Source organism: Aquimarina sp. MMG016 (assembly GCF_018100805.1).
In the GTDB taxonomy this organism is placed as follows: Bacteria; Bacteroidota; Bacteroidia; order Flavobacteriales; family Flavobacteriaceae; genus Aquimarina.
Genome location: NZ_JAGJEA010000004.1, coordinates 184841 through 209602, shown reverse-complemented (window position 1 = coordinate 209602; position 24762 = coordinate 184841). Strand labels below are relative to the sequence as shown.

Genomic DNA, 24762 nt, shown 5'->3' with positions numbered 1-24762 from the left:
TTTGATACGTATGATAAAAACAGAAACGATTAATATTAATAAAGAAACCTTTACGCTTCACCCTAGTGGTGCAATGTACTGGAAAGAAAAAAAAATGCTATTGATTGCCGATGTACACTTAGGAAAAGTAACTCATTTTAGAAAACATGGCAGTGCGATACCCTTATCCGCAATACAATATAATTTTCATCAACTAGATAGTGTTTTATTGGATTTTAAGCCTGAAGTACTTTGCTTTTTGGGTGATCTATTTCATAGTTATATAAATTCTGAGTGGCAGTTATTTACTACCTGGATCAAGAATATTACCCCAAAAGTTGTACTTGTAACGGGCAATCACGACATCATTTCACCTTCAAAGTATGAGGAAATCAATATAAATGTAACAGCTGAATGGTTGATCGACTCAATACTACTAACACATATTCCAGAAATACGCGAACATACGTTTAATATCTCAGGACATATTCATCCTGGTATACGATTAAAAGGTTTAGGAAAGCAATCTATATCAGTTCCTTGTTTTATTAAGAAAAAAAACCAAATGATTCTACCTGCTTTTGGAACTTTTACAGGAAAATATATCATCTCACCCAATAAAGAAGATCAAGCGTTTGTTATCACTAAAGACGAGGTGATTCGGATAGATTAAATCTATAATTTTCAATTATAATCTGTTAAACATTTCATAGTAACTTCTTTTTTGTTTAATGATTTTGTAAATTCGTTAAACGTTTTTACATGAAAAAGTTTCACTTACCTCAGAAGACTTGTGCTGTATGTCAAAGACCTTTTACCTGGCGCAAAAAATGGGAGAAAGTTTGGGATGAAGTAAAGTATTGTAGTGAGAGATGTAGGAGAAACAAAAAAGAGCAATGGTAGATACTGGATTGGTTTGGTTTAGAAATGATTTAAGAATTCAAGATAATACATCTTTGTGCAAAGCAGTATCAAATCATGAAAAAGTAATCGCAATTTATTTTTTTGACCCTCGACATTATGAAACTAATGGATATGGTTTTAAGAAAACCGAAAAATACAGAGCTAAATTCTTGTTAGAAACGGTAAATGATCTTAAAAAGAATCTTGAGCAGTTAAATATCTCTTTATTCTTATATCATCAACATCCAGAAGATGTATTGCCTCAATTTCTTGAAGGTAGAAATATTTCTAAAATATATCTGCAAAAGGAATGGACCCAGGAAGAATCAGATATTTTAAATACTGTAAAAAAATCAACAGCACGTTACCATCTAGAATGGTTAGAAAATTATGATCAATTTCTATTTCACCCAGATGATGTCCCCTTTGAAATTGATCAGATACCTCAAGTTTTTACCAATTTCAGAAAAAAATGTGAAAAATTAGCTGCTATAAGACCTTCAGTTTATCTAGCTACTCTATCTCCTGAAAATAAAGCAGAAAACAATACCAATATTCCACAACTTGTTGATTTGGGTTACCAGGAATTCAGAATTGATTCAAGGTCTGCATTTCCCTTTAAGGGAGGTGAAAATCAGGCTTTACTTAGAATTGATGAATACTTCTGGCAGTCCAAGAAACTTTCATATTACAAGAAAACCCGTAATGGCCTTGTCGGTGAAAACTATAGTTCAAAGCTTTCGGCTTGGTTAGCCAATGGCAGTATTTCTAGCAGAACTATTTATAATGAGGTAAAAAAATATGAACAACAGGTAGATAAAAATGATTCCACGTATTGGTTAATTTTTGAACTCATCTGGCGAGATTTTTTTAAATATATCTCACTGAAGCATAGAAATAACATTTTCAAAATAGATGGCATTCTTAATAAGGAATACGAATGGAAAATTGATAAAAAATTGATAGAACGTTGGGTCAATGGTGAAACTTCTGAGCCTTTTGTGAATGCTAATATGATTGAACTTAAAAATACAGGCTGGATGAGTAATCGAGGTAGACAAAATGTAGCTTCTTATTTTGCTAAAGAGTTAAAATTAGATTGGAGAATAGGAGCGGCATATTTTGAATCTTTGCTTATAGATTATGATGTGCATAGTAATTACGGTAATTGGTTATATGTATCGGGTGTAGGTAACGATCCCAGAGATCGAAAATTTAATGTACAACTACAATCTGAGAGATATGATCCCCAATACAAATTTCAGAACCTCTGGCTTCAACCTACTTTATTCTAATTTATGATATTACGACTAGTACTTGGCGATCAACTAAATCATCATCATTCTTGGTATAAAGAAACTAATGGTAATGTGCTTTATTTTATGGCCGAAATGCGCCAGGAGACAGATTATACAACTCATCATATCCAAAAAGTTATTGCTTTTTTTCAGAGTATGCGCAATTTTACTATTTGGTTGAGGTATAAAGATTGTAATGTAACATATTTTGAGCTAGATCATAAAGATAATGCACAGGATTTAGTTTTAAATCTTAAGAAAATAATTCGAAAAAATAGTATTACCAAATTCGAATATCAACTTCCGGATGAGTATCGTTTAGATAAACAACTAAAAGATTTTTGTGAAACACTTGAGATAGAATCCCAATCTTTTGATACAGAACATTTTTTGACATCCAGAACCGACCTTGCTAATTTTTTTAAAGGCAAAAAGCAGTTCACTATGGAGTATTTCTATCGCTATATGAGAAAGCGTTATGATGTCATGATGATTACAGATAAAGATCCCGAAGGTGGAAAATGGAATTTTGATCAAAGTAATCGTAAAAAATGGAATGGTACTCCTCCTATTCCTAAAGAACTAAAGTTTCAAAAAGATGTTTCTACACTTTTAAAACTCGTCAAAGATTGCGAAGTGAAAACTATGGGAAATGTCGATCCTGAAAACTTTAATTGGCCTACCACAAGAGAGGAAGGTCTAAGCGTACTGGATTACTTTTGCAAACATCTACTAATTCATTTTGGTGACTACCAAGACGCAATGCATACTGATGAAAAATTTCTTTTTCATAGTAGACTTTCTTTTGCGATGAACGCCAAACTATTGCATCCTAAAGAAGTGATAGAAACTGTAATTGGTTATTGGAGAGAACGTCAAGATGAAATTGATATTTCTCAAGTCGAAGGTTTCGTTCGTCAGATTTTAGGCTGGCGAGAATATATGAGAGGTATTTACTGGATGAAGATGCCAGAGTATAAACAGGTCAATCATTTAAATAATAAAAATGCACTTCCTGATTTTTATTGGACAGCAAATACTAAGATGAATTGTCTTAATCAATCTATAAAGCAAAGTATGGATGATGCTTATGCTCATCATATTCAACGGTTAATGATCACTGGTAACTATGCATTATTAACACAAACACATCCTGATGAAGTAGATAAATGGTATCTAGGAGTCTACATTGATGCTATCGAATGGGTAGAGATTACCAATACACGAGGAATGAGTCAATTTGCAGACGGAGGTATTGTAGCTACCAAACCTTATGTTTCTAGCGGTAGTTATATCAATAAAATGAGCACATATTGCAAAGGGTGTTTCTATAAAGTTTCTAAAAAAACAGAACAGGATGCCTGTCCTTTTAATTCATTGTATTGGAATTTTTTGGATGAAAAGCGAGAATATTTTAAGAATAATCAACGAATGAGTATAATGATGAATTTACTGGATAAAATGGATGTCGAAAAACTTGAAGCTCTAAAAACTAGGGCCAATGCTATAATTGAAAACCCTAATGACTATTAGCAAGAAAGAACATATCAATATTGTATGGTTTAAGCGAGATCTTAGATTGCAGGATAATGAAGCAATTCATAACGCAATAACATCTGGTAAACCTACTCTTTTATTATATGTTTTTGAAACCTCTTTAAAAAACGACAAACATTATAGTGATCGCCATTGGAATTTTATAAAACAATCTTTAGAAGACATAAATAGACAACTTCTCCCTTTTAATACTAAAGTATTGACGGTATCCTCGGAGGTTTTGAAAACCTTTGGTACGCTACAGCAATTTTGGAAAATAGGTACTGTTTTTTCACATCAAGAAACGGGTATCAAAGCTACCTATAATCGTGATAAGAACTTCAAATCTTTTTGCAAAAACAACTTGATTACTTGGATAGAAAACAGCAATAATGGGATTCTTAGAGGATTAAAAAATAGAAGTACTTGGCGAGATGATTGCGAACGTTATATGACAAAACCTCTGCTTGAATTTAATCCCAATGAGAAGAGTTTTATTCCATTAGAGACTATTAACGAAGTAGAGCGTGTTTTTAAATTAGAAAATCTTGAAACCCTCGAAAATATTAACTTTCAAAACGGCGGAACCACAACTGCAATTAAATATTTAGAATCTTTTTTCTATAAAGGAAGATATAAGAACTATAGTTTTCATATTTCAAAACCAGAATTGGCACGCAAAGGTTGCAGTCGTTTATCTCCATATATTGCTTGGGGTAATATTTCTATTAGACAAGTATGGCAATATACAATGGAGTTTAGGAAAATATCTAATAGTAAGAAACAGGTTGATGCATTTGCTTCAAGATTACATTGGCAAGTACATTTTGTACAAAAATTTGAAATGGAAGATATCATGGAGTTTGAAAGCATCAATAAGGGGTATCATAAACTTAAGAAAAGTATTTCTAAAGAATACCAAGCTGCCTGGAAAGATGGAAAAACAGGATATCCACTCATAGATGCCTGTATGCGTTGCTTGAGAGAGACTGGATATATTAATTTTAGAATGCGTGCTATGGTAGTATCTTTTTTTGTACACAATTTATGGCAACCTTGGCAAGAAGCAAGTACGTATTTGTCAAGTATGTTTTTGGATTTTGAGCCTGGTATACATTTTCCACAATTGCAAATGCAAGCTGGAGAAACTGGTATTAATACACTAAGAATTTATAATCCAATCAAGAACAGTGTTGAACACGATCCACAGGGTGTCTTTATCAAAAAGTGGGTTCCAGAGCTTCGCAATATTCCTATAGAATTCATTCATGAACCTTATAAGATGACACTTTTGGATCAAAAGTTTAATAATGTAACCATAGGAGAAGATTATCCATTCCCCATTGTAGATATGAATAGTACACGAAAAAAAGCAAGTGACACCCTATGGAATATGAAAGATGATACTCTGGTAAAGAAAGAGAGTTATCGTATACTTAAAAAACATACATTACCCAATAGAAAAAACCTAAAATAGGATGAAGAAAGAATTATCAATACGGAATATTGACAGAATTATTGAAATGGCCTGGGAAGACAGGACTCCTTTTGATGCAATTTTAATACAATTCGGATTAAAAGAACAAGAAGTTATTGAGCTTATGCGTCGTGAAATGAGGCCTTCAAGTTTTAAAATGTGGCGGAAACGTGTTCAAGGCAGAAAAACTAAACATCTTAAGAGGCGAGTGTTTGAAGATGGAAGATTTAAGTGCTCTCGTCAACGGCAAATCACTCATAATAAAATCTCAAAACGATAACCGATGCAAAATAAAAAACCTGATAATGTGGTGTATAATGAAAAAGAAAAACGTTATGATGCTGCTTTAAAACCATATGCCACCAGTGTAGGTGCTCCTGTAATCACTACTAAAGATACTATAGCTTGGAAAAATACTAATATCCATAAGGTCAATAAACAGGTAAAAGCAAAATATGATGAACTTAAAGCAGAATATGATGCTTTAATGGAGCAATTTGAATATAATAATCTAGTATACAATGCTAAGTTTAATTTTGAACCAATTGTTGGTGAGGTATATTACTTGTATAAAAATAAAAAAGAAGAACCTTTTTTGTCTATTATATCTCCTTCAGAATGTAGTTTTAAATATTTAGGTAGTTTTAGATTAAATGCTGATAAGATGTGGGAGAGTTTGTGAAAAATTTCAGTATCTGTTGTTTGAAAAAAATAAAGTGAATATCATTTGAATGAAAATTCTTTTTTTTATTGTCAATGTTTGTTGTTCAGTATTGGTGCTAACTATTGCCATTTTTAGCTTAAGAGCCAGGTGGTGCGTTGACCGAATCCCCCGGATACACAAAATCCTGCCATTTGGCAGGATTGCAGTGGAGTCGGAGGGATTCGAACCCTCGTCCAAACAAGTAATACAACAGCTTTCTACACGTTTAGTTTTTGTTTAATTTTCGTCGATAAGAAAGACCAAAAACCGCCAACCTATCGCTTATTCTTAATTAAGTTTCGAAATTATATCAAGATCCTATAATTTCTAGGTTTACTTTTACGATACCTCATAATCAATCGCCGTAAACCAAGGCTCTTGAGAGGTATCCTGCTTGTCCGCCTTGCGGACCGAGGCATTATCCTACTATAAATTCAGATTATGCAGCTAGGGCGTAGTTATTCTCGCCGTTTAAAAAAGTGAAATAGATATTAACGAGCATTAATCTCATAGCTCGACGTGCTTACCATCCTATTAATCTCGCTGTCAAAACCAGTCGACCCCGAATTTAATTGATAGTTTGTGGTATATAGTTTAAAAGTTACACTAACCTGAAACCCAAAACTTGGAACCAGAAACCTGAAATGGTTGGCAAAGATAGCTATAATTGTCATATCTTTAGCCGCAATTTTAAATCAACAAAATATATACCAAAACCTTATGACGAAGTTCGGTATTATCAAAGAACGCAAAAATCCGCCAGATCGTCGCGTTGTTTTCTCTCCTGAAGGTCTTAAAAAGGCAAAATCAATGTTTCCAGAAGCTTCATTTATAGTAGAAAACTCAGATATTCGGGTTTTTCATGATGAGGAGTACGAAAAGGCTGGATTTGCAGTTACTGACAATATATCAGATGCTGATGTATTACTAGGGGTAAAAGAAGTGCCGATATCAGAATTAATACCTAATAAAAAGTATTTTTTCTTTTCACATACCATCAAAAAACAACCTTATAATCGAGACTTGTTGAAAGTTGTTTTAGAGAAAAACATAGAGCTATATGATCACGAAGTAATTATAGGTAAGCATGGGTTTAGACTAATTGGTTTTGGAAGATATGCTGGTATCGTTGGTGCGTATAATGGTTTTAGAGCGTTAGGGCTAAGAACGGGAGGTTTCGAACTTCCTAAGGCAGAAACATTATCAGATCAAAAAGCACTGGAATCAGAGTTGACTCAAATTGAGTTACCGAATATAAAGATCGTATTGACAGGAAAAGGTAAGGTAGGAGGAGGCGCCAAAGAAATTTTGGATGCTATGAAGATCAAAGAAGTAGGAGTAGATGCATATCTAAATCAGACTTTTGATGAGCCGGTTTATGTACAGATTGATGTTTTGGATTATAATAAGCGTAGTGATGATATCGTAAAAGATAAAAATGATTTTTATACGAATCCACAGGAGTATGTTAGTGATTTTATGAGATTTGCCAAAGTAAGTGATATGTATATTGCTGGTCATTTTTTTGGAGATGGAGCCCCTTTTCTTTACACGAGAGAAGATGCTAAGTCCGAAGATTTTAAGATTATGGTAGTAGCAGATATTTCTTGTGATATTGATGGTCCGGTAGCAACCACAATCAGGCCTTCTACTATTGCTGATCCAATTTATGGATATCATCCGGATAGAGAAGAGGAAGTGGATTATATGGATCCTGAGGCAATTGTGGTTATGGCAGTTGATAATTTACCTTGTGAATTGCCTAGAGATGCAAGTGAAGGTTTTGGAGAGATGTTTTTGGAACATGTGATACCTGCATTTTTTAATAATGATGCAGATGGAGTATTGGATCGTGGAAGAATGACTCAGAATGGCAAACTCACAGAAAGGTATAAGTATCTCAAGGATTATGTAGATGGAAAAGAATAATTTCTATTAAATAAAATTGTATTAAAACAGTATGACAACTCAAGAGCTGGTAGCGCAGATATATAAAAAGAATTCTTTTTTGTGCATAGGATTAGATGTAGATCTTAATAAAATCCCGGAGCATTTATTAGAAGAAGAAGACCCTATTTTTGAATTTAATAGAGCAATAATTGATGCTACTCATCATCTGGCAGTTGCGTATAAACCGAATACTGCGTTTTATGAGGCCTATGGATTGAAAGGCTGGAAGTCTTTAGAAAAAACTATCAACTATCTAAATACCAATTATCCTGAAGTATTTACCATTGCTGATGCTAAACGTGGAGATATTGGCAATACCAGTACGATGTATGCTAAAGCTTTTTTTGAAGATCTGGAATTTGATTCTGTTACGATTGCCCCATATATGGGTAAGGACTCGGTAGAGCCTTTTTTGGCTTTTGAAAATAAACATACAATACTTTTGGCATTGACTTCTAATCAGGGAGCTTTTGATTTTCAGACTAAGGATGTAGAAGGAAAAGAATTGTATAAACAAGTGCTTGAAGTGTCAAAATCTTATAAAAATGCTGAAAATCTAATGTATGTTGTTGGAGCCACAAAAGCAGAATATTTGGCTGATATCAGAAAGATTATTCCGGATAGTTTTTTATTGGTTCCGGGTGTTGGAGCACAAGGTGGAAACTTACAAGAAGTATGTAAGTATGGACTAAACAATCAGGTGGGATTATTGATCAACTCGTCCAGAGGAATTATTTATGCATCTAATGATGAAAATTATGATAAAGCAGCAGCTAAAAAAGCGTTAGAACTTCAGATTGATATGAAGAAGATCTTGGAAGAAAAGAAATAAAAAATGAGCATTTCATTTAGAAATGCTCATTTTTCCTACAAAGAATAGAATTATCTTCTATTTGCGTTAAAAACTTGTCTTGCATATCCATATAAACCATATGCAATACAACTTACAAAAAATGCGATTAAACCATAAACAATAACGTTTAGTAAAATTGAATTCATAGCCCTAAATTTTTAAATTATATATCTGTAATATAGGTTTTTTTAACAGAAAATCCTATTATAAATACTTAATTTTTAAGGATTTATGATTTTGTTAAGCCTTGTATTTTACTTGTAAATAATAGATTATACTCTGAATATGTGGATAACAGACCAATTAGGAGAAAATTTTGAATTAAATAGCGTTCCAAAACGTATTGTTTCATTAGTTCCGTCTCAAACAGAACTACTTGTACATTTAGGTCTAATTGATAAAATTGTAGGAATTACAAAGTTCTGTGTACATCCAAGCGAGTTAAGAAAACATAAAACAATTGTTGGGGGAACTAAAGATGTGCATTACCATAAAATTGATAAACTTAATCCAGATATCATTTTATGTAATAAAGAAGAAAATACTAAGGAAATAGTAGAAAGATTAGGTGCAAAGTATCCTGTTCATGTTTCAGATATTTTTACCATTGAAGATGCCATAGAAATGATTGGACAATATGGAGAAATCTTTAATGTTCGAAATACTGCTAAGACTTTAATTGTTGAAATAAAATCAAAACTAACTTCTTTTCAAAGTGTTGTTGATACTATACCTAAAAAACGTGTAGCTTATTTTATGTGGAGAAAACCATGGATGGTGGTTGCAGGAAGTACATTTATAAATCATTTGATAGAGATCAACGGTTTTGAGAATGTTTTTAAAAATAGAAGTCGTTATCCTGAAATATCTGAAGAAGAAATTTTACACATGGATAATGTGGATATGGTTTTGTTGTCCTCAGAACCATTTCCTTTTTCAGAAAAACATATTATCGAAATCAAAAAGCTACTTCCTAATAGCGTAGAGGTGAAACTTGTAGACGGAGAATATTTTTCCTGGTATGGATCTAGACTAGCAGATGCTTTTGGTTATTTTAGGTCACTACATTGACTAATTCTGAAGTTTTTTTATTTGATGAAGAATTTGATTAGCTTTTTTATGAATAGCATCACTTTTATCTTTATCCTTTAGGGCCACTTGATAAGAGTTTTTCATCAACTTACAATACTTGTCTTCTAATTTTTGAAGCTGTGTTTTATGTTTTAACCAACCTAACATTATAATCCCTTTACGATATAAATACAAAATTACAGAGAAACGGATTAGACGTTTCTTAATTAGGAGTTAAGGTTGTACTAAAGTATTAAAAGGAGCCGATTGGCTCCCTTTTTTAATGTTGATCAAATAATATTGGATTTCCATCGGGGTCTGTAATCATAAATGAAGCAATCCCTTCCTTTTCATCCATACCATTAACTGACAAAACCGGAATCTTATACTCAGTTGCTTTTTTGTGAATTTCCCGAACACTTTTAGGGTTAAAAGTCATTGTATTTTTGGTAAACATACCTTGGAATAATCCAATTTTAGAAGTTCCATTCTTCAAAATAACCCAATTTTGATCTAAATTTCCATCAACTATCTTAAAACCTATGCTTTCATAGAAATCTTTAGAAGCTTTAATGTTTTTTACTGCCAATGATATAGAAAATGTACCGAGTTTCTGTTCGTCAGATGCGACTAGATGCCAAGTATATGATCTTCTTTTTTTCCAGTTTCCATTGGTATCAATATCATAAGAAGTTGTAGTAAGTTCAGAGTCATTAAGAGTTGAGAGATGTCCGTGAGTATTTTTTTCTCCTGTTGGAGGAATAAATTCTTGGATCAATTTAGTCTCTATATCATTTTTCTGTGTCATAGGTCCGATGCCAATAGTCCCATCAGATCCATATTGTACTACAATACCGTGGTTGTTTTCAAAATCCCAATATTGACGAAATTCCCAAAAAACTCCTTGCTTTTTTCCATTGATTAATCCATAAAGTGTTCCTTTGATGCTTTGTTTGCCAATTCCCCATTCCCAATCCATACCATATTGATCAAAGGGTTCATTCTTGCTTTTATAATTTGTATTGTTAGTTATCCAGATTCCAATAGATTGTTCCATGTTTTTTTGAAACCAGTCTGGTACTTTTTGTTGACTTAAAACAATAGTTGTATTGAATAAGAAAAGAATGCTTATAATACTTGTTTTCATATTTAATATATATTAGTTATTATTATTTTCGGCTAGTCGCTGCCAGTTGTCTAATAAGAATTCGGTGTCTTCTTCTGCTTGTTTACTTCCCATAGATAAAAAATAACCACTCAGAAAAGGGTTATTGAATTCATAAGCAAAATCCATAGATAATTTAGTTTTGTTAGGAGCTATAGAATCTACCTTCCAGATCCCGGATAAAGATTTTAGTGGAAAAGGATAATCTTCTCTTTGGGTATTCACCTCGAATTTGTAAGCTTCTCCGGGTTTCCAGAATGTACAGGTTTCTTCCCAGCTAGAACCGTCTGGAGCACTACAAACTCTTTTCATTCCTAAACCTTCTCCTTCTACTATCTCCACGTGATCGATGTTTGGAGCGGTTACCTTATGATAATTACCAACATCCGAGATCGTTTTCCAAACTTTGTCCTTTGGAGCGTTAACAATTCGTTCTGCAATAAAATGCTGCTCTCCTTTAGCTTTAGGGTATTGTACAAAACCATATATCAATATGATTACAATATCCAGCACCAAGAAAAGAGCAATTCCTTTTAAAATCTTACGTACCATAATTATTTATTTTTGAAGTAAAAGTACCCCGTAAATCCCTCGAAATCCAATGAAATAAGGTGCTGTCAATTAATTGAAACTCTTTTCATACGGATTGTGTAATTAAGTACTTTTCCATGTAATTAAGGAGTACTATTTTTATGCTATGAACAGTATTGAACCTTTTGCATTTGTCATTACTTTTTTACTCGGTGGAGTAATTCTTTTAGGATGTTTTATTATTATGGTAATTCTTAAGAGTATATCACTAAAGTATTCCAGGTATTTTTTGGCAGTATCACTTTTTGGTTTGGTTCAGCACTTGGTTACTTATTTATTGTTTACTACTCAGCTTATTAAACAATGGCCACATCTTTTTGGAGTCGGATATCCGTTATTGTTTTTAGTGGGAACTACTTTTTATCTGTTTATAAAGAGTTATGGGGTTCCTTCTTTTAAGCTTTCAAAAATCGATTATTTGCATTTCCTGCCCTTTACAGTCATGTTTATCTATTATTTGCCCAGATATTTTGATACGACTGAAGAAAAACTCAGTATAATCAAATATTACTATGATATTCTACCAGAAAGTGGAGTATCATTTTCTAATTGGTTTATGTCCAGTTTACATTTGTTATTACTGCTGGGGTATTCTTTAGTGTCTTTGTTTTTGTTGTATAAAAAAGATAGGAAAAATGGTATACTGCTGAAGCGATTCAGTTTACTTCTAATCATACTTTCAGCTTTTGAAATCGTATTACAAACAGGGTTTTTGCTAACAGGGGCTTCAGCAATAACTTCAGAGATTATACTTTCGAGTTTAATGTCGGTAACAATATTACTTTTAGGATATTGGATTGTAGATATAAAACAAGTATTACCGGTTTTAGAGGGAAAGAAATATAAAACCTCTCCCTTATCTAAGATTCAATCTAAAACTATTCAAAAAGAAATTAAGACTTATATTGAAACCGACCGGCCATTTCTGAATGCTAACCTAAAAATAGCTGATGTTGCAAGTGCTATTAATATTCCTTCGCACCATATATCACAGGTTTTGAATGAAGAAATGAACACCAATTTCTATGAAATGATCAATTATCATCGTATAGAAAAAGCAAAAGAAATGCTCTGTTCCGGAGCATTGGAGAAATTATCGGTACAAGCTATTGGACAAGAATGTGGCTTTAGTAGTAAGACTAGTTTTTATAGAGCCTTTAAAAAAGCAACTTTAAAAACCCCTACAGCATATATTAAAGAAGTATCAAATTCTCCTCAATAGCTATTATCTGTCTTGAAGTGCAAATACTCTTCTCAATAAGTCAGTAGTTCTGGAGCTTAATTTGGTTCTGATTTCGCCTTCTTCGACCGCAATCATCTTGTATACGCCTTTAAGCGCTTCTCCTGTGACATAATCTGTAAGATCAGGATTAACATTGCTGGTAAAAGGTATAGCGTTGTATTTATTAATAATATTAGCCCAGATTTGATCTGCTCCTACTTTTGAGAAAGATTTCTTGATTACCGGATTAAATTTTTGATAAAGAGCATTATTGGTTTTTCCTTGTAAATATTGTGTAGCGGCATCATTATTACCTAATAAGATTTGCTTAGCATCTGCAAAGGTGATTTGTTTTACTGCATTAACAAATATCGGTGTAGCTTCTTTTACAGCATCTTCTGCAGCTCTATTCATTACTTTAAGACCTTCGTCAGCTAAGTTGTCTAATCCAACATCTCTTAATGCCTTATCTACTTTACGTAATTCTTCGGGAAGTATGATTTTTACCAATTCGTTTCTGTAAAAACCGTCTTTTTGAGTAAGTTTAGTAACCTGCTTATCAATCCCTTTATCTAATGCCTGCCTCAAACCATTGGCAATATCTGTATTGCTTATTCCGATTGTACTACCGGTTTGTTGAGGAAGACTTTCTACTACTTGTTGAAGTTCAGCACAACCTGATATGGCTATGATGGTAAGTATGATGATAATTTTTTTCATAATTTCTTGCTAGATTTGAGTGTTATATCTTATAATATATGAATTCAAATTTAGTTTTTTTACTATTATCTCTTTTGATTATTTCTTGTAAAAATGAAAAAGAATCGATTAAAAACCAATCTGCTCCACAAAATAAAGTAGGACAGTATATAACTATATTAGGTATAGCCCAGGATGGTGGGTTTCCACATATAAATAATCCTCAGGAGTTTTTGGCGGTTCATAAAGGTGTTCGAAAAAAAGAACTGGTAGTATCTCTAGGTCTTATTGATCATAGCGAAAACAAGAAGTATTTGTTTGAAGCTACACCTGATATGCCGGAACAATTAGCAAATTTAGAAAACCAACACCTAAAAAATAATACAATTATCGATGGAGTATTCTTAACACATGCACATATTGGGCACTATACGGGCTTGATGCATTTTGGCAGAGAGGCAATGGGTGCTAAAAATATTCCTGTATATGCAATGCCAAGAATGAAATCGTTTTTAGAAAATAATGGGCCTTGGAATCAATTGATTTCTTTACATAATGTCGAAATTAACCTTCTTAAAGCTGATGCTACAATTACTTTAACTAAAGCTATAAAGGTTACTCCATTTATAGTCCCACATCGAGACGAATATTCCGAAACCGTTGGTTATAAACTTGAAGGAAGTAAGGCTTCTGCATTATTTATTCCGGATATAAATAAATGGTCTCTATGGGAAAAGAATATTGTAGATGAAGTTAAGAAAGTGGATTATGCATTTATTGATGCTACTTTTTTTGAGGATGGCGAAATTCCAAGACCGATGTCAGAAGTTCCGCATCCTTTTATCAGTGAAACCGTAGCGTTGTTTAAAAATGAAACTAAAAAAGTAAAGTCAAAAATTATATTTATTCATTTTAATCATTCTAATCCTGCAATTCAGAAAGATTATCCAGAAAGGTTAAAGCTTCAAAAACAAGGTTTTCGTTTTGCAAATACCGGAGATGTATTTCCGTTATGAAAAAATCACCGTTTTGTTATTATAAACCAATACTTTTCTTTCGAGATGATGTTTTATAGCTCTTGATAATACTATTTTTTCCAGGTCACGACCTTTTAGAATAAAATCCTGAACATTATGAATATGAGATACGCGAACGATTTCCTGCTCTATAATTGGCCCTTCATCAAGATCTGAAGTTACATAATGACTAGTTGCTCCAATGATTTTTACTCCCCTTTCATAAGCAGAATGGTAAGGTTTGGCTCCTGGAAATGCAGGTAAAAACGAATGATGAATATTAATGATTTTATGCGGAAACTGATCTACAAAATCAGCGGATAAAATTTGCATATACCTAGCTAAAACTATAAAATCTACTTTATGTTCTTTTAATAATGCAATTTGTTCAACTTCTGCCTGTTTTTTATTCTCTTTAGAAACAGGAATATGTTTAAAAGGAACATTAAAAGCATCGGCAATCGGCTTAAGATCTGCATGATTACTTATGATAATTGGGATTTTTACTTTTAATTCACCTGAAGCATATCTTCCTAAAATATCATATAAACAGTGATCATATTTAGATACGAAAAGTGCCATTTTAGGTTTCTTTTCTGTATTATACATTTCCCAATGCATATTGTAGTTTTCTGCTACTCGAGTATTAAAAGTCTCTTTGAATAAAGCTAGTTTTTCTTCATCCTGATCAAATTCGCATTCTAGACGCATAAAAAATTCGCCTAGCTCACGATCCACATGTTGTTCTATATAAACAGTATTACCTTTTTTGGCTAAAATGAAGTTGGTTACTGTAGCAATAATTCCTTTTTTGTCAGGGCAGTTGATTAATAAAGTAGTCTTTTTCACGTGGTGGTTTGATTAAGTTTTCGTATTCCAAATGATAAACTTACTATTATTGAAATTATTTTTCCAATTATTTAGACTGAAGGTTTATGATTTAGTCTAGTTTTTATTTGATTCCAAAAGTAATGCCCATATCTATACATTATTTTTAAAAAACTAATTAGAATTAACACTAAATTTGAACAATAAATAATAAAACCCTTGATTGGGTTGAGTAAATTATATAATTCTAAAAAAACAATCGTTTTTGCTGCATATTTCGTAAATTAGCAGCATTAAAATCACTTTTTATTGTCAATGGAACAAATTGCACCATACACCCCAAAAAATAAAGTTAGAATTGTAACTGCAGCATCATTATTTGATGGTCACGATGCAGCAATCAATATTATGCGTCGTATTATTCAGTCTACCGGAGTAGAAGTAATTCATCTAGGACATGATCGAAGTGTAGAAGAGGTGGTGAATTGTGCGATTCAGGAAGATGCTAACGCCATTGCCATGACTTCGTACCAAGGTGGTCATAATGAGTATTTTAAATACATGTATGATTTATTGAAAGAGAAAGGTGCAAGTCATATTAAGATTTTTGGCGGTGGTGGCGGAGTAATCCTTCCGGAAGAGATCAAAGATCTCATGGATTATGGAATTACTCGTATTTATTCTCCTGATGATGGAAGAGAGTTAGGTTTACAAGGAATGATCAATGATTTGGTAAAGCAGGCAGATTTCCCAATCGGGAATAACCTTAATGGAGAATCTGATCATTTAGCTGAAAAAGAAATAGGCTCTATTGCACGTGTAATTTCTGCTGCTGAGAATTTTCCAGAGGTTGCTAAGGTTACTTTAGAAGAAATCCATAATAAAAATAAAACTTCTAAAACACCGGTTCTTGGTATCACAGGTACAGGAGGAGCAGGTAAATCTTCTTTGGTTGATGAATTGGTTCGTCGATTTTTAATTGATTTTCCTGAGAAAACGCTAGGAATTATATCCGTTGACCCTTCTAAGCGTAAAACAGGGGGAGCTTTACTTGGAGATCGTATTCGTATGAATGCTATCAACTCTCCAAGAGTATATATGCGTTCTTTGGCGACTCGTCAATCTAATCTGGCTTTATCAAAATATGTGGCCGAGGCTATTGAGGTTCTAAAGGCTGCAGAATTTGATATGATTATTTTGGAAACTTCGGGTATCGGACAATCGGATACCGAGATTCTAGAACATAGCGATACGTCTTTGTATGTGATGACACCGGAATTTGGTGCAGCAACGCAACTAGAAAAGATTGATATGCTTGATTTTGCAGATCTAGTTGCCATTAATAAGTTTGATAAAAGAGGTTCGCTGGATGCTTTGCGTGATGTGAAAAAGCAGTATATGCGTAATCATAACCTATGGGATACTCCACAGGAAGAGTTGCCAGTGTATGGTACGATTGCTTCTCAATTTAATGATCCAGGGATGAATACGCTGTATAAAGCCATTATGGATAAGGTGGTGGAGAAGACGGAAGCAGATCTGAAATCAGATTTCCATATTTCTAAAGAAATGTCTGAAAAGATATTTGTAATTCCACCAAGCAGAACCCGATATTTATCTGAGATCTCGGAGAATAACCGAGCTTATGATAAAACAGCAAATACTCAAGTAGAAGTTGCTCAGAAGTTATATGGGATTTATAAAACAATTTGTAGTGTTGCTGATATCGATTTTATAAGTCTTTCTAAAAACGGGATTGATGAAGAAAGCTTACGAAAAGCAAAGAATGATGATAATGCTGATTTTCTAAAACTATTATTAGCTGAATTTGATAGAGTAAAACTAAACCTGGATCCATATAATTGGGAAATTATAACGGGTTGGGCAAAAAAGGTTAAGAAATATAAAGATCCTATCTATTCTTTTAAAGTTAGAGATAAAGAAATTAAAATTGAAACACACACTGAGTCCTTATCACATACTCAGATCCCAAAGGTAGCATTACCAAAGTATCAAGCCTGGGGAGATATCCTAAAATGGTCGTTACAAGAAAATGTTCCAGGAGAGTTTCCTTTTGCTTCGGGATTATATCCGTTTAAACGTACAGGAGAAGACCCAACACGTATGTTTGCAGGAGAAGGTGGTCCGGAAAGAACAAACAGACGTTTTCATTATGTGAGTTTAGGGATGCCAGCAAAGAGATTATCTACTGCTTTTGATTCGGTAACTTTGTATGGTAACGATCCAGATCATAGACCTGATATTTATGGTAAAATTGGTAATGCAGGAGTATCCATTTGTTGTCTGGATGATGCTAAGAAATTGTATTCCGGTTTTGACTTAACTCATGCAATGACGTCTGTGAGTATGACCATCAATGGTCCTGCGCCAATGTTGTTAGGGTTCTTTATGAATGCAGCTATCGATCAGAACTGCGAAAAATACATTAAAGAGAATGGTTTAGAAGCTGAGATAGAAGCCAAAATCAAGAAAATATATAAAGATAAAGGCGTAGAACGCCCGAAATACCAAGGTGATTTACCGGAAGGTAATGATGGTTTAGGATTAGTGCTACTGGGAGTTACCGGAGATCAGGTGTTGCCGGAAGAAGTGTATAATGAAATCAAAGCAACTACTTTAAATACCGTTCGAGGAACTGTACAGGCAGATATTCTTAAAGAAGATCAAGCTCAGAATACCTGTATTTTCTCTACTGAATTTGCTTTGCGTTTGATGGGTGATGTACAGGAGTATTTCATCGAAAAACAAGTTCGTAATTTTTATTCGGTATCAATTTCAGGATATCATATTGCAGAAGCCGGAGCTAATCCAATTACACAGTTAGCATTAACATTGGCTAATGGTTTCACTTACGTGGAATATTATCTAAGCCGTGGAATGGATATTAATAAATTTGGACCAAATTTATCTTTCTTTTTTTCTAACGGTATCGACCCTGAATATGCAGTGATTGGTCGTGTAGCTCGTAAAATTTGGGCGAAAGCTTTGAAAAATAAATATGGAGCCAATCCAAGAGCTCAAATGCTAAAATATCATATTCAAACTTCTGGTCGCTCATTACATGCTCAGGAGATTGATTTTAATGATATTCGTACAACTTTACAAGCATTGTATGCGATTTATGATAATTGTAATTCACTACATACCAACGCCTATGATGAAGCGATTACAACACCGACAGAAGAATCTGTGCGCAGAGCAATGGCGATACAGTTGATTATTAATAAAGAATTAGGACTGGCTAAAAATGAAAATCCAATCCAGGGATCATTTATTATCGAAGAATTAACAGATTTGGTCGAGGAAGCTGTATTAACAGAATTTGATAGAATTACAGAAAGAGGAGGCGTATTAGGAGCTATGGAAACGATGTATCAACGTAGTAAGATACAGGAAGAAAGTTTGTATTATGAAACGCTAAAGCATACAGGAGAATTCCCAATCATTGGAGTGAATACATTCTTAAGTTCTAAAGGTTCGCCTACGGTAACTCCGGGAGAAGTGATCAGAGCTACTGAAGAGGAGAAGCAATATCAAATCACTATGCTTAATGAATTGCATAAAGGCAATACGGATGAAACCGAAGAATTACTAAAAGATTTACAACATAAAGCAGTAAATAACCAAAACGTTTTTGAGGCATTAATGGAAGTCTGTAAAAAATGTTCTTTGGGTCAGATTACTTCTTCTTTATTTGAAGTTGGTGGACAGTATAGGCGTAACATGTAATTCAAAAAGAGATTATAGAATAAAATCCCGTTGAAATACGGGATTTTTCATTTCTAGGAGTTTCTTTATCTTTAGCAATAAATGTAATCCGTGTCTCTTACTATAGAATATACTGTAACTACGATAGTTTGCCTTATTTCGGCAGTGGTGATCCAGCGTATTTTTAGTAAAGAAAAACTTCGAGGAGCTGATCAAAAAGCTATAGAAGGAATTAAATGGTTTGGTCTCGCCATATTCGTATGGGGATTGGGAGCTATCGTTAATTTAGTTTTGGTAGTTGGGTTAAAATGGGCGGCGACCAATAAAACCCTCATTTACTTTGGAGTTTTAGTATCATTGGCAAATTCTCTGTTTATAATTTTGTCGCTTCCTTCTATAGAACATCAAAAGAAACCAGGGATTGTTGTTAGGTTAGTAGAACGATTTAGCATTCGGGAGTTTGTAAGTCTTTATTGCGGTGTTTTAGGAATGATTGCATTTGTATTTATCGCATCGTCTTATGGCAATGAGGAAATTAGTAATAATTTTATTTGGTTGATCGATATCCCTATTTCTATTTTGGTAGCTGTTTCTTTGTTATTTGAGTTAAATAAAGCTTTTGTAGGTCGAAACATGAAATTTATGTACTTACCCACATTTGTATTGTTTGTTCTTATTGTCATAGCAGTTTCCCATAGAATGATACCTCAGGATAGAGCATTGCAGTTTATTGATCAGGAATTTTGGAGTACATTAGGAAGCATAACCGCAATATCCTTTAAGTTTCTATTTATTCTGTTGTTTTCTATTTTGTTATATAGTTGGAAATTTCTTTCAGAAAAGGAGCAACAACAGAGTTTAGCTCAGAAATTAGAAATCCAGAAATCAAAGCTCAAAAAAGAAAATGAACAACTAATATTAGCAAATGAAAGTCATCTGGATACCATCAGAACATTAAAAAATAGACTGGAGACACTTCAGGAAACCTCTAAGATTGAGCTTTCAGAACGTCAAAAAGAGGTTTTGGGGTATCTGGCTCACTATGGAGATCATAAATCATATACAGAAATCGCCCAGGAAATGCATATCAGCACCGATGGGTTTCAAACTCATATTCATCAGATCAAAAAGATGCTAAACATCAGCGGAGCTGGAGGCAAGGAACAATTGATCGCTTTTGCGAAAGCTAATAATTTTCTAAAGTATGTCTCTCTAAAAGACAATACGTAACCCTATGGTTAACCATTCTCAATTTAAAATTTGAATACTGGTTAACCTTTTACGATACCGATTTTTAGGGCAATTTGCTCAAAAAATCTAAAGATGTTATTTACTCTTATTATTTCAGAACAAAATTTTGATGAACGCATAAATCAAGCTTTTGGTGATGCAACGAGTTGGTTTGTGGATGCTATTCTAGCCGAAATCCCCATTACTGAATCTGTTGGTATCCCTTGGGTTTTAATTGTTTTGTTTGGAGGTGCACTATACTTCACCCTGTATTTCAGGTTTGTTAATATCAGAAGTTTTTTTACAGCAATACAGGTAGTTCGAGGTAAATATGATGCTTTAGAAAATGGCAGTCAGGAGAAAAGTACTACGGTTAAAGGAGAAGTAAGTCATTTTCAAGCATTAACTACTGCTGTTTCTGCTACCGTCGGATTGGGTAATATTGCAGGAGTAGCCATTGCACTGTCAATTGGAGGAGCTGGAGCAACGTTCTGGATGATACTTATAGGTGTATTAGGGATGTCTTCAAAATTTGTAGAATGCACATTAGGGGTTAAATATCGCGAAGTAGATGATGAAGGAAAAGTGTTTGGCGGGCCTATGTATTATTTAAGTAAAGGATTAGGTGAGAAAGGGTATACCAAATTAGGCAAAGTGTTGGCTGCACTATTTGCCGTAATGTGTATTGGTGGTTCTTTTGGAGGAGGGAACATGTTTCAGATTAATCAGGCGTATAAATTATTTGAGCATGTCATTATTCCTAAAACTTCTGTGATGCATGGTCAAGGCTGGGTTTTTGGAGTTATCATAGCTATATTAGTGGGAGTTGTTATTATCGGTGGAATCAAAAAAATCGCAAGTGTTACCGATAAAATCGTTCCAGTAATGGTATTGATGTATATACTTGCTGTTTTCATCATTTTAGGAATCAATATTTCTGCAATTCCTGAAGCCTTTGGAGCGATTTGGGACGGAGCATTCGATCCAGAAGGAGTCCTGGGAGGTTTTGTGGGCGTACTTATCCAGGGATTCAGACGTGGCGCTTTTAGCAATGAAGCGGGAATAGGTAGTGCCTCTATTGCTCACAGTGCCGTGAAGACCAATTTTCCAGCTAGTGAAGGACTTGTAGCTTTATTGGAACCTTTTATTGATACTGTGCTGGTGTGTACAATGACTGCTTTGGCTTTAATTATAACTGGACAAGTTGATACCGGTACCGAAATTGATTTTGAACAAGGAGTGTTACTCACATCGGCAGCATTAGAAAGTGGCGTTTCCTGGTTTCCATATTTATTGACTTTAGCCGTAGTACTTTTCGCTTTCTCCTCTATGATTTCCTGGTCATATTACGGATATCAATCCTGGAGTTACCTTTTCGGAAAGGACAAACGTTCAGAATATCTATATAAGTTTATATTTTGTTGTTTTACCGTGATTGGAGCTGCAGCTACATTAGATGCAGTTACCGATTTTAGTGATGCTATGATCTTTGCCATGATGGTACCAAACATGATCGGGTTATTTATGTTGAGTAGTAAAGTGATGGATGAGCTAAGAAGATATAAGAAGCGTATTTCTAAGATTACTGAGAAAAGTAACTAAAACTATAAAGTCATCATCCAATTACGTTGTAACCGTTTGAATTTCCTTAGCTCTTTACGAAGAACAGGAAGAAAATCTTTTCCATTACTTTCTACTTGTTCCAGACGTTCGCAATTTTTATAAATCCTATTCGTAAGTCGTATTAAGGAATTAGCTTGTTTTATTCTATCATCCTGAAAGGTTTGATTCTCAGCAGTAATAATTTTTGTAGCTAAGGAATCTGATTGTCGGATAATATCACCGGTAAAATAAATGTGAGGATTTTCTGTGTTATTTTGTAATGGTGCCAGGTCATGAACCAGGTATTGCGAAATATCTCTTGATAAAGTAAATATTTCAACAGCCTTTTTGTAAAGTCTTTTATTTCGAGGTTGATATTCCATAACAATTTCCTATTCAAAAATAATAGTATTTTGGGTATTTTTTCTTTTGAAATTAAGGTTAATTGGTTAATTTGCTTTAATATTAAAGTTTTAATTTGTTTTTATATTTAAAATGAAAGTTGATTCTACAAATTGGGAAATATTACAATGTTTACAGGATAATGCGCGCTTATCTAATGCAGAAATTGGGCGAATGGTGGGGTTGAGTTCTCCCGCAGTTGCAGAAAGGATTAAGAAGATGGAAGATTATGGAATTCTGGAAGGATATAAAGCTGAGGTTTCTTACACCAAAACTGGATATCAGCTTAAGGCAGTTATCACCTTAAAAGCATTTATGGGACGATTAAAACCTTTTATGATCAAAGTCACAGAATTTAGAGAAGTATTGAACTGTTATCGTATTACTGGTAATGAAAACATCATAATGGAAGTAGTTTTGCGAGACCAAATACATCTTCAGGAGTTTATAGACAGGTTAATTACTTATGGAGAAGTAAAAACACATATTATACTCTCTAATTTGATCGAAAACAATCCAATAAAAGATAAAAATGACCTAAATTAGGGTGAGTTTTACTGTTTTTGGCATAGGATTTGATGTTATTAAGATGACGATTCATCTGGATCTTGTGTGAGGACATTAGTTAATATAGGGAAACTAAAGAGAGTACAGGGGATAGATAAAAAACGCCTGATCCTACAGGCGTTTTTTGGTTTAGTAGTGATCGTAGATATTTTTTGGTATCTTATATAAACAAAAAAATTATTGTGCAATTATTTTTTTCAAAGAAGTATATCATTTTGTTTGTTCTTTGCGTGAGCTTATTTAGCTACGGGCAGGACACTTTAATGCTTAAAAAAGGAATCATTGTAGACTCATTATTGGTTCCTGAAACAGAAAGTACTTTTACAATCTATTTACCCAAAGCTTTTGATATGAATAAAACCTGGCCTCTATTGCTAGGTTTTGATTCTAATAATAAGGCACGCAATCTTACTGAAATTTATAAGGTAGCTGCAGAAGAATTAGGGTATGTGGTTGCAGTTACCAATTTTTCTAAAGAACATACTATAAAAGAAAAAATGAATTATGTTTCGGTTTTTATGAACCACATTTTTTCACTTTTTCCAATTCAGAGAGGTAGAGTGTATGTGACGGCAATAAAGGATGATGCTAAGCTCGTTAGCCTGCTTCCGATTATTTATCCTAAAGAAATATTTGGTGTTATTGCAGTTGAAGACAGCTATTATTATGATAATAGAGTGCAAATGGGTAAGAATTTTACTCATTTTGGGTTGGTGAATATAAATAATTATAGGTATAAAGATTTTCGTAATAATTTAAGGTACTTAAAACGAAAAGCAATTCCTGCTTATCTTCTTACTTATGAAGGTGAGTTACCTGATCAAAATTTGATCAAAAATGCATTAACAACATTTACACTACAGTCTATGTTGAAGGGAAGAACACATAAAGACAGCGTTTGGGTTCAAGAACAATATCAAAAAGATTTAAGACAAGTTAAGATTTATCAAAGTTCACAGGAATACCTTTTGGCCTATGAGGAGGTAAAGAGAATACGTAATCTTTATCGTTTGTTTTTTCAGACGGATAGCCTCAAGGAGAAAGAAAAAGAGATTCGAAAGATCCCCGGATATAAAAAACAAAGGAAGCTTAGAAATAAGTTTAATTCTAAGGAAAACATTTTGAGAGAAACTTTTCTTTGGTCAATAGAAGAAGATGTAGAAGTTATAGCATATGATAACCTAGGGTGGTGGCAATATCAGATGTCAGAAATGGATACTTTAATAAAAAGTAAAGAAAGGTATGCAAGTGCTATGGGATACAGAGTAAAAGGGTATGTCAAATATTTGGTTAATGAGCTTAAAACAACCTTGCCAAAAAAAGAAATTAATGTAGAAAAAAGAATGTTTCTTAATATTCTAAGTACAATAATTGATAAAAAAGATTTTGAGTCATATCGAACAGTGATTTCGTTAAGCGCACAAGATCAGGATTATAATACAGCGTTATTTTATTTAAATGAATTACTTCAGAATGGCTATAAAGATATAGATGCACTGTACACTATAGAGGGTACATTAGCATTAAAACTCTCTAAGGAGTATAACGGATTGATAAAAAAACACCTCGGTACGGCTAGGTATTTCTTCCCTAAATAAGGTTAAAACAACTTTATTTGTGTATTTCATCGATTTTTTATGTTTTTTATCGTTATTTTTTTTGGTGTTATGATTTTTTTGTTCTACTTTTACTTCAACTTAAAAAAATACTTGATGTATCGCCAAAAACTAACATTTTAAGCTGTGTGACGATACGGAATTAAAATATTAGTTTGGAATACGTCAGGGACAAATTAGGTGTGAGGACATTAGTCTGAAAGACCCCAAATCCGGAAGCTAAAGAGAGTACATAATTTGCCCCCAAAACTATAAAAGCGTCTACCCCAATATAGACGCTTTTTTTTGGCATTAAATTTAATAAGCATTAAGGCGGCTAATGTGT

Annotated in this window: 22 protein-coding genes and 1 other RNA gene; 17 read left to right on the top strand and 6 right to left on the bottom strand. The window is 33.5% G+C overall.

Annotation, left to right across the window (positions count from 1 at the left end; all coding sequences use genetic code 11):
- The first annotated feature begins 10 nt into the window (after positions 1 to 10).
- The 7 genes from pdeM (at position 11) to J8M14_RS10015 (ending at position 5875) form a co-directional block, all read left to right on the top strand.
- Positions 11 to 652, top strand: a complete 642-nt coding sequence (pdeM, locus tag J8M14_RS10045) for a ligase-associated DNA damage response endonuclease PdeM (protein ID WP_211074480.1) — start codon at positions 11 to 13, stop codon at positions 650 to 652.
- A gap of 89 nt (positions 653 to 741) precedes the next feature.
- Positions 742 to 882, top strand: coding sequence for a DUF2256 domain-containing protein (locus tag J8M14_RS10040; protein ID WP_211074479.1), 141 nt, complete (start codon positions 742 to 744; stop codon positions 880 to 882).
- Positions 876 to 2177, top strand: coding sequence for a DASH family cryptochrome (locus tag J8M14_RS10035; protein ID WP_211074478.1), 1302 nt, complete (start codon positions 876 to 878; stop codon positions 2175 to 2177). Before J8M14_RS10040 ends, J8M14_RS10035 begins: the two co-directional genes overlap by 7 nt.
- A 3-nt stretch (positions 2178 to 2180) precedes the next feature.
- Complete coding sequence (locus J8M14_RS10030) at positions 2181 to 3713, top strand: cryptochrome/photolyase family protein (RefSeq protein ID WP_211074477.1); 1533 nt, start codon at positions 2181 to 2183, stop codon at positions 3711 to 3713.
- Positions 3703 to 5193, top strand: coding sequence for a deoxyribodipyrimidine photo-lyase (locus J8M14_RS10025; RefSeq protein WP_211074476.1), 1491 nt, complete (start codon positions 3703 to 3705; stop codon positions 5191 to 5193). Before J8M14_RS10030 ends, J8M14_RS10025 begins: the two co-directional genes overlap by 11 nt.
- A 1-nt stretch (position 5194) precedes the next feature.
- Positions 5195 to 5473 carry a TIGR03643 family protein gene (locus J8M14_RS10020; RefSeq protein ID WP_211074475.1) on the top strand — a complete coding sequence of 93 codons (279 nt, stop codon included), beginning with the start codon at positions 5195 to 5197 and terminating at the stop codon, positions 5471 to 5473.
- 3 nt (positions 5474 to 5476) lie between these two features.
- Positions 5477 to 5875, top strand: a complete 399-nt coding sequence (locus tag J8M14_RS10015; RefSeq protein ID WP_211074474.1) for a DUF2452 domain-containing protein — start codon at positions 5477 to 5479, stop codon at positions 5873 to 5875.
- Between the two features lie 185 nt (positions 5876 to 6060).
- On the opposite strand, the gene ssrA is transcribed toward J8M14_RS10015, so the two are convergent.
- Positions 6061 to 6460: a transfer-messenger RNA gene (ssrA, locus tag J8M14_RS10010) on the bottom strand.
- A gap of 156 nt (positions 6461 to 6616) precedes the next feature.
- On the opposite strand from ssrA, the gene J8M14_RS10005 reads away from it, so the two are divergent.
- The 3 genes from J8M14_RS10005 (at position 6617) to J8M14_RS09995 (ending at position 9770) form a co-directional block, all read left to right on the top strand.
- A complete protein-coding gene (locus J8M14_RS10005; protein ID WP_211074473.1) occupies positions 6617 to 7825 on the top strand; it encodes an NAD(P)-dependent oxidoreductase in 1209 nt (402 codons plus the stop codon).
- A 31-nt stretch (positions 7826 to 7856) separates the two neighbouring features.
- Positions 7857 to 8678 (top strand): orotidine-5'-phosphate decarboxylase, encoded by an 822-nt coding sequence (pyrF, locus tag J8M14_RS10000; RefSeq protein WP_211074472.1) that lies wholly within the window; start codon positions 7857 to 7859, stop codon positions 8676 to 8678.
- Positions 8679 to 8984: 306 nt separating this feature from the next.
- Entirely contained in the window at positions 8985 to 9770 is a 786-nt protein-coding gene (locus J8M14_RS09995; protein WP_211074471.1) for a helical backbone metal receptor, read from the top strand.
- A gap of 280 nt (positions 9771 to 10050) precedes the next feature.
- On the opposite strand, the gene J8M14_RS23380 is transcribed toward J8M14_RS09995, so the two are convergent.
- Both J8M14_RS23380 and J8M14_RS09980 read right to left on the bottom strand, forming a co-directional pair.
- Positions 10051 to 10917 (bottom strand): VOC family protein, encoded by an 867-nt coding sequence (locus J8M14_RS23380; RefSeq protein ID WP_348772838.1) that lies wholly within the window; start codon positions 10915 to 10917, stop codon positions 10051 to 10053.
- 12 nt (positions 10918 to 10929) lie between these two features.
- Positions 10930 to 11487 (bottom strand): SRPBCC family protein, encoded by a 558-nt coding sequence (locus J8M14_RS09980; protein ID WP_211074469.1) that lies wholly within the window; start codon positions 11485 to 11487, stop codon positions 10930 to 10932.
- A 145-nt stretch (positions 11488 to 11632) separates the two neighbouring features.
- Here J8M14_RS09980 and J8M14_RS09975 point away from each other — a divergent pair, with 145 nt between their 5' ends.
- The gene (locus tag J8M14_RS09975) at positions 11633 to 12748 is read left to right on the top strand and encodes an AraC family transcriptional regulator (RefSeq protein WP_211074468.1); all 1116 of its coding nucleotides are present in this window, start codon (positions 11633 to 11635) and stop codon (positions 12746 to 12748) included.
- A 3-nt stretch (positions 12749 to 12751) separates the two neighbouring features.
- Here J8M14_RS09975 and J8M14_RS09970 read toward each other — a convergent pair whose 3' ends face one another.
- Positions 12752 to 13468, bottom strand: a complete 717-nt coding sequence (locus tag J8M14_RS09970) for a DUF4197 domain-containing protein (protein ID WP_211074467.1) — start codon at positions 13466 to 13468, stop codon at positions 12752 to 12754.
- Between the two features lie 38 nt (positions 13469 to 13506).
- Here J8M14_RS09970 and J8M14_RS09965 point away from each other — a divergent pair, with 38 nt between their 5' ends.
- Positions 13507 to 14463, top strand: a complete 957-nt coding sequence (locus J8M14_RS09965; RefSeq protein ID WP_211074466.1) for an MBL fold metallo-hydrolase — start codon at positions 13507 to 13509, stop codon at positions 14461 to 14463.
- Here the strand turns inward: J8M14_RS09965 and purU are convergent.
- Positions 14458 to 15312, bottom strand: a complete 855-nt coding sequence (purU, locus tag J8M14_RS09960) for a formyltetrahydrofolate deformylase (RefSeq protein WP_211074465.1) — start codon at positions 15310 to 15312, stop codon at positions 14458 to 14460. The two genes, J8M14_RS09965 and purU, sit on opposite strands and share 6 nt — an antisense overlap.
- Positions 15313 to 15606: 294 nt before the next feature.
- On the opposite strand from purU, the gene J8M14_RS09955 reads away from it, so the two are divergent.
- The 3 genes from J8M14_RS09955 (at position 15607) to J8M14_RS09945 (ending at position 21852) form a co-directional block, all read left to right on the top strand.
- Positions 15607 to 19041: a methylmalonyl-CoA mutase family protein gene (locus J8M14_RS09955; protein ID WP_211074464.1), complete on the top strand. Its 3435-nt coding sequence runs from the start codon at positions 15607 to 15609 to the stop codon at positions 19039 to 19041.
- Positions 19042 to 19131: 90 nt separating this feature from the next.
- Complete coding sequence (locus tag J8M14_RS23375) at positions 19132 to 20250, top strand: sigma factor-like helix-turn-helix DNA-binding protein (RefSeq protein WP_211074463.1); 1119 nt, start codon at positions 19132 to 19134, stop codon at positions 20248 to 20250.
- 93 nt (positions 20251 to 20343) lie between these two features.
- Positions 20344 to 21852 carry an alanine/glycine:cation symporter family protein gene (locus tag J8M14_RS09945; protein WP_211074462.1) on the top strand — a complete coding sequence of 503 codons (1509 nt, stop codon included), beginning with the start codon at positions 20344 to 20346 and terminating at the stop codon, positions 21850 to 21852.
- Positions 21853 to 21854: 2 nt separating this feature from the next.
- Here J8M14_RS09945 and J8M14_RS09940 read toward each other — a convergent pair whose 3' ends face one another.
- A complete protein-coding gene (locus J8M14_RS09940) occupies positions 21855 to 22235 on the bottom strand; it encodes a hypothetical protein (RefSeq protein ID WP_211074461.1) in 381 nt (126 codons plus the stop codon).
- A 112-nt stretch (positions 22236 to 22347) separates the two neighbouring features.
- On the opposite strand from J8M14_RS09940, the gene J8M14_RS09935 reads away from it, so the two are divergent.
- Positions 22348 to 22800, top strand: coding sequence for an Lrp/AsnC family transcriptional regulator (locus tag J8M14_RS09935; protein ID WP_211074460.1), 453 nt, complete (start codon positions 22348 to 22350; stop codon positions 22798 to 22800).
- A gap of 203 nt (positions 22801 to 23003) precedes the next feature.
- Positions 23004 to 24419, top strand: a complete 1416-nt coding sequence (locus J8M14_RS09930; RefSeq protein ID WP_211074459.1) for a hypothetical protein — start codon at positions 23004 to 23006, stop codon at positions 24417 to 24419.
- Positions 24420 to 24762: the final 343 nt, after the last annotated feature.

Coding starts and splice junctions, on each gene's coding strand:
- J8M14_RS09980 (WP_211074469.1), bottom strand. CDS start 11,487: ATGGTACGTAAGATTTTAAAAGGAATTGCTCTTTTCTTGGTGCTGGAT.
- J8M14_RS09995 (WP_211074471.1), top strand. CDS start 8,985: ATGTGGATAACAGACCAATTAGGAGAAAATTTTGAATTAAATAGCGTT.
- J8M14_RS10040 (WP_211074479.1), top strand. CDS start 742: ATGAAAAAGTTTCACTTACCTCAGAAGACTTGTGCTGTATGTCAAAGA.
- J8M14_RS09975 (WP_211074468.1), top strand. CDS start 11,633: ATGAACAGTATTGAACCTTTTGCATTTGTCATTACTTTTTTACTCGGT.
- pdeM (WP_211074480.1), top strand. CDS start 11: ATGATAAAAACAGAAACGATTAATATTAATAAAGAAACCTTTACGCTT.
- J8M14_RS09965 (WP_211074466.1), top strand. CDS start 13,507: ATGAATTCAAATTTAGTTTTTTTACTATTATCTCTTTTGATTATTTCT.
- J8M14_RS09935 (WP_211074460.1), top strand. CDS start 22,348: ATGAAAGTTGATTCTACAAATTGGGAAATATTACAATGTTTACAGGAT.
- J8M14_RS10020 (WP_211074475.1), top strand. CDS start 5,195: ATGAAGAAAGAATTATCAATACGGAATATTGACAGAATTATTGAAATG.
- J8M14_RS09945 (WP_211074462.1), top strand. CDS start 20,344: ATGTTATTTACTCTTATTATTTCAGAACAAAATTTTGATGAACGCATA.
- J8M14_RS10035 (WP_211074478.1), top strand. CDS start 876: ATGGTAGATACTGGATTGGTTTGGTTTAGAAATGATTTAAGAATTCAA.
- J8M14_RS09940 (WP_211074461.1), bottom strand. CDS start 22,235: ATGGAATATCAACCTCGAAATAAAAGACTTTACAAAAAGGCTGTTGAA.
- J8M14_RS10025 (WP_211074476.1), top strand. CDS start 3,703: ATGACTATTAGCAAGAAAGAACATATCAATATTGTATGGTTTAAGCGA.
- J8M14_RS09955 (WP_211074464.1), top strand. CDS start 15,607: ATGGAACAAATTGCACCATACACCCCAAAAAATAAAGTTAGAATTGTA.
- J8M14_RS10015 (WP_211074474.1), top strand. CDS start 5,477: ATGCAAAATAAAAAACCTGATAATGTGGTGTATAATGAAAAAGAAAAA.
- J8M14_RS10030 (WP_211074477.1), top strand. CDS start 2,181: ATGATATTACGACTAGTACTTGGCGATCAACTAAATCATCATCATTCT.
- J8M14_RS09970 (WP_211074467.1), bottom strand. CDS start 13,468: ATGAAAAAAATTATCATCATACTTACCATCATAGCCATATCAGGTTGT.
- pyrF (WP_211074472.1), top strand. CDS start 7,857: ATGACAACTCAAGAGCTGGTAGCGCAGATATATAAAAAGAATTCTTTT.
- J8M14_RS23380 (WP_348772838.1), bottom strand. CDS start 10,917: ATGAAAACAAGTATTATAAGCATTCTTTTCTTATTCAATACAACTATT.
- J8M14_RS10005 (WP_211074473.1), top strand. CDS start 6,617: ATGACGAAGTTCGGTATTATCAAAGAACGCAAAAATCCGCCAGATCGT.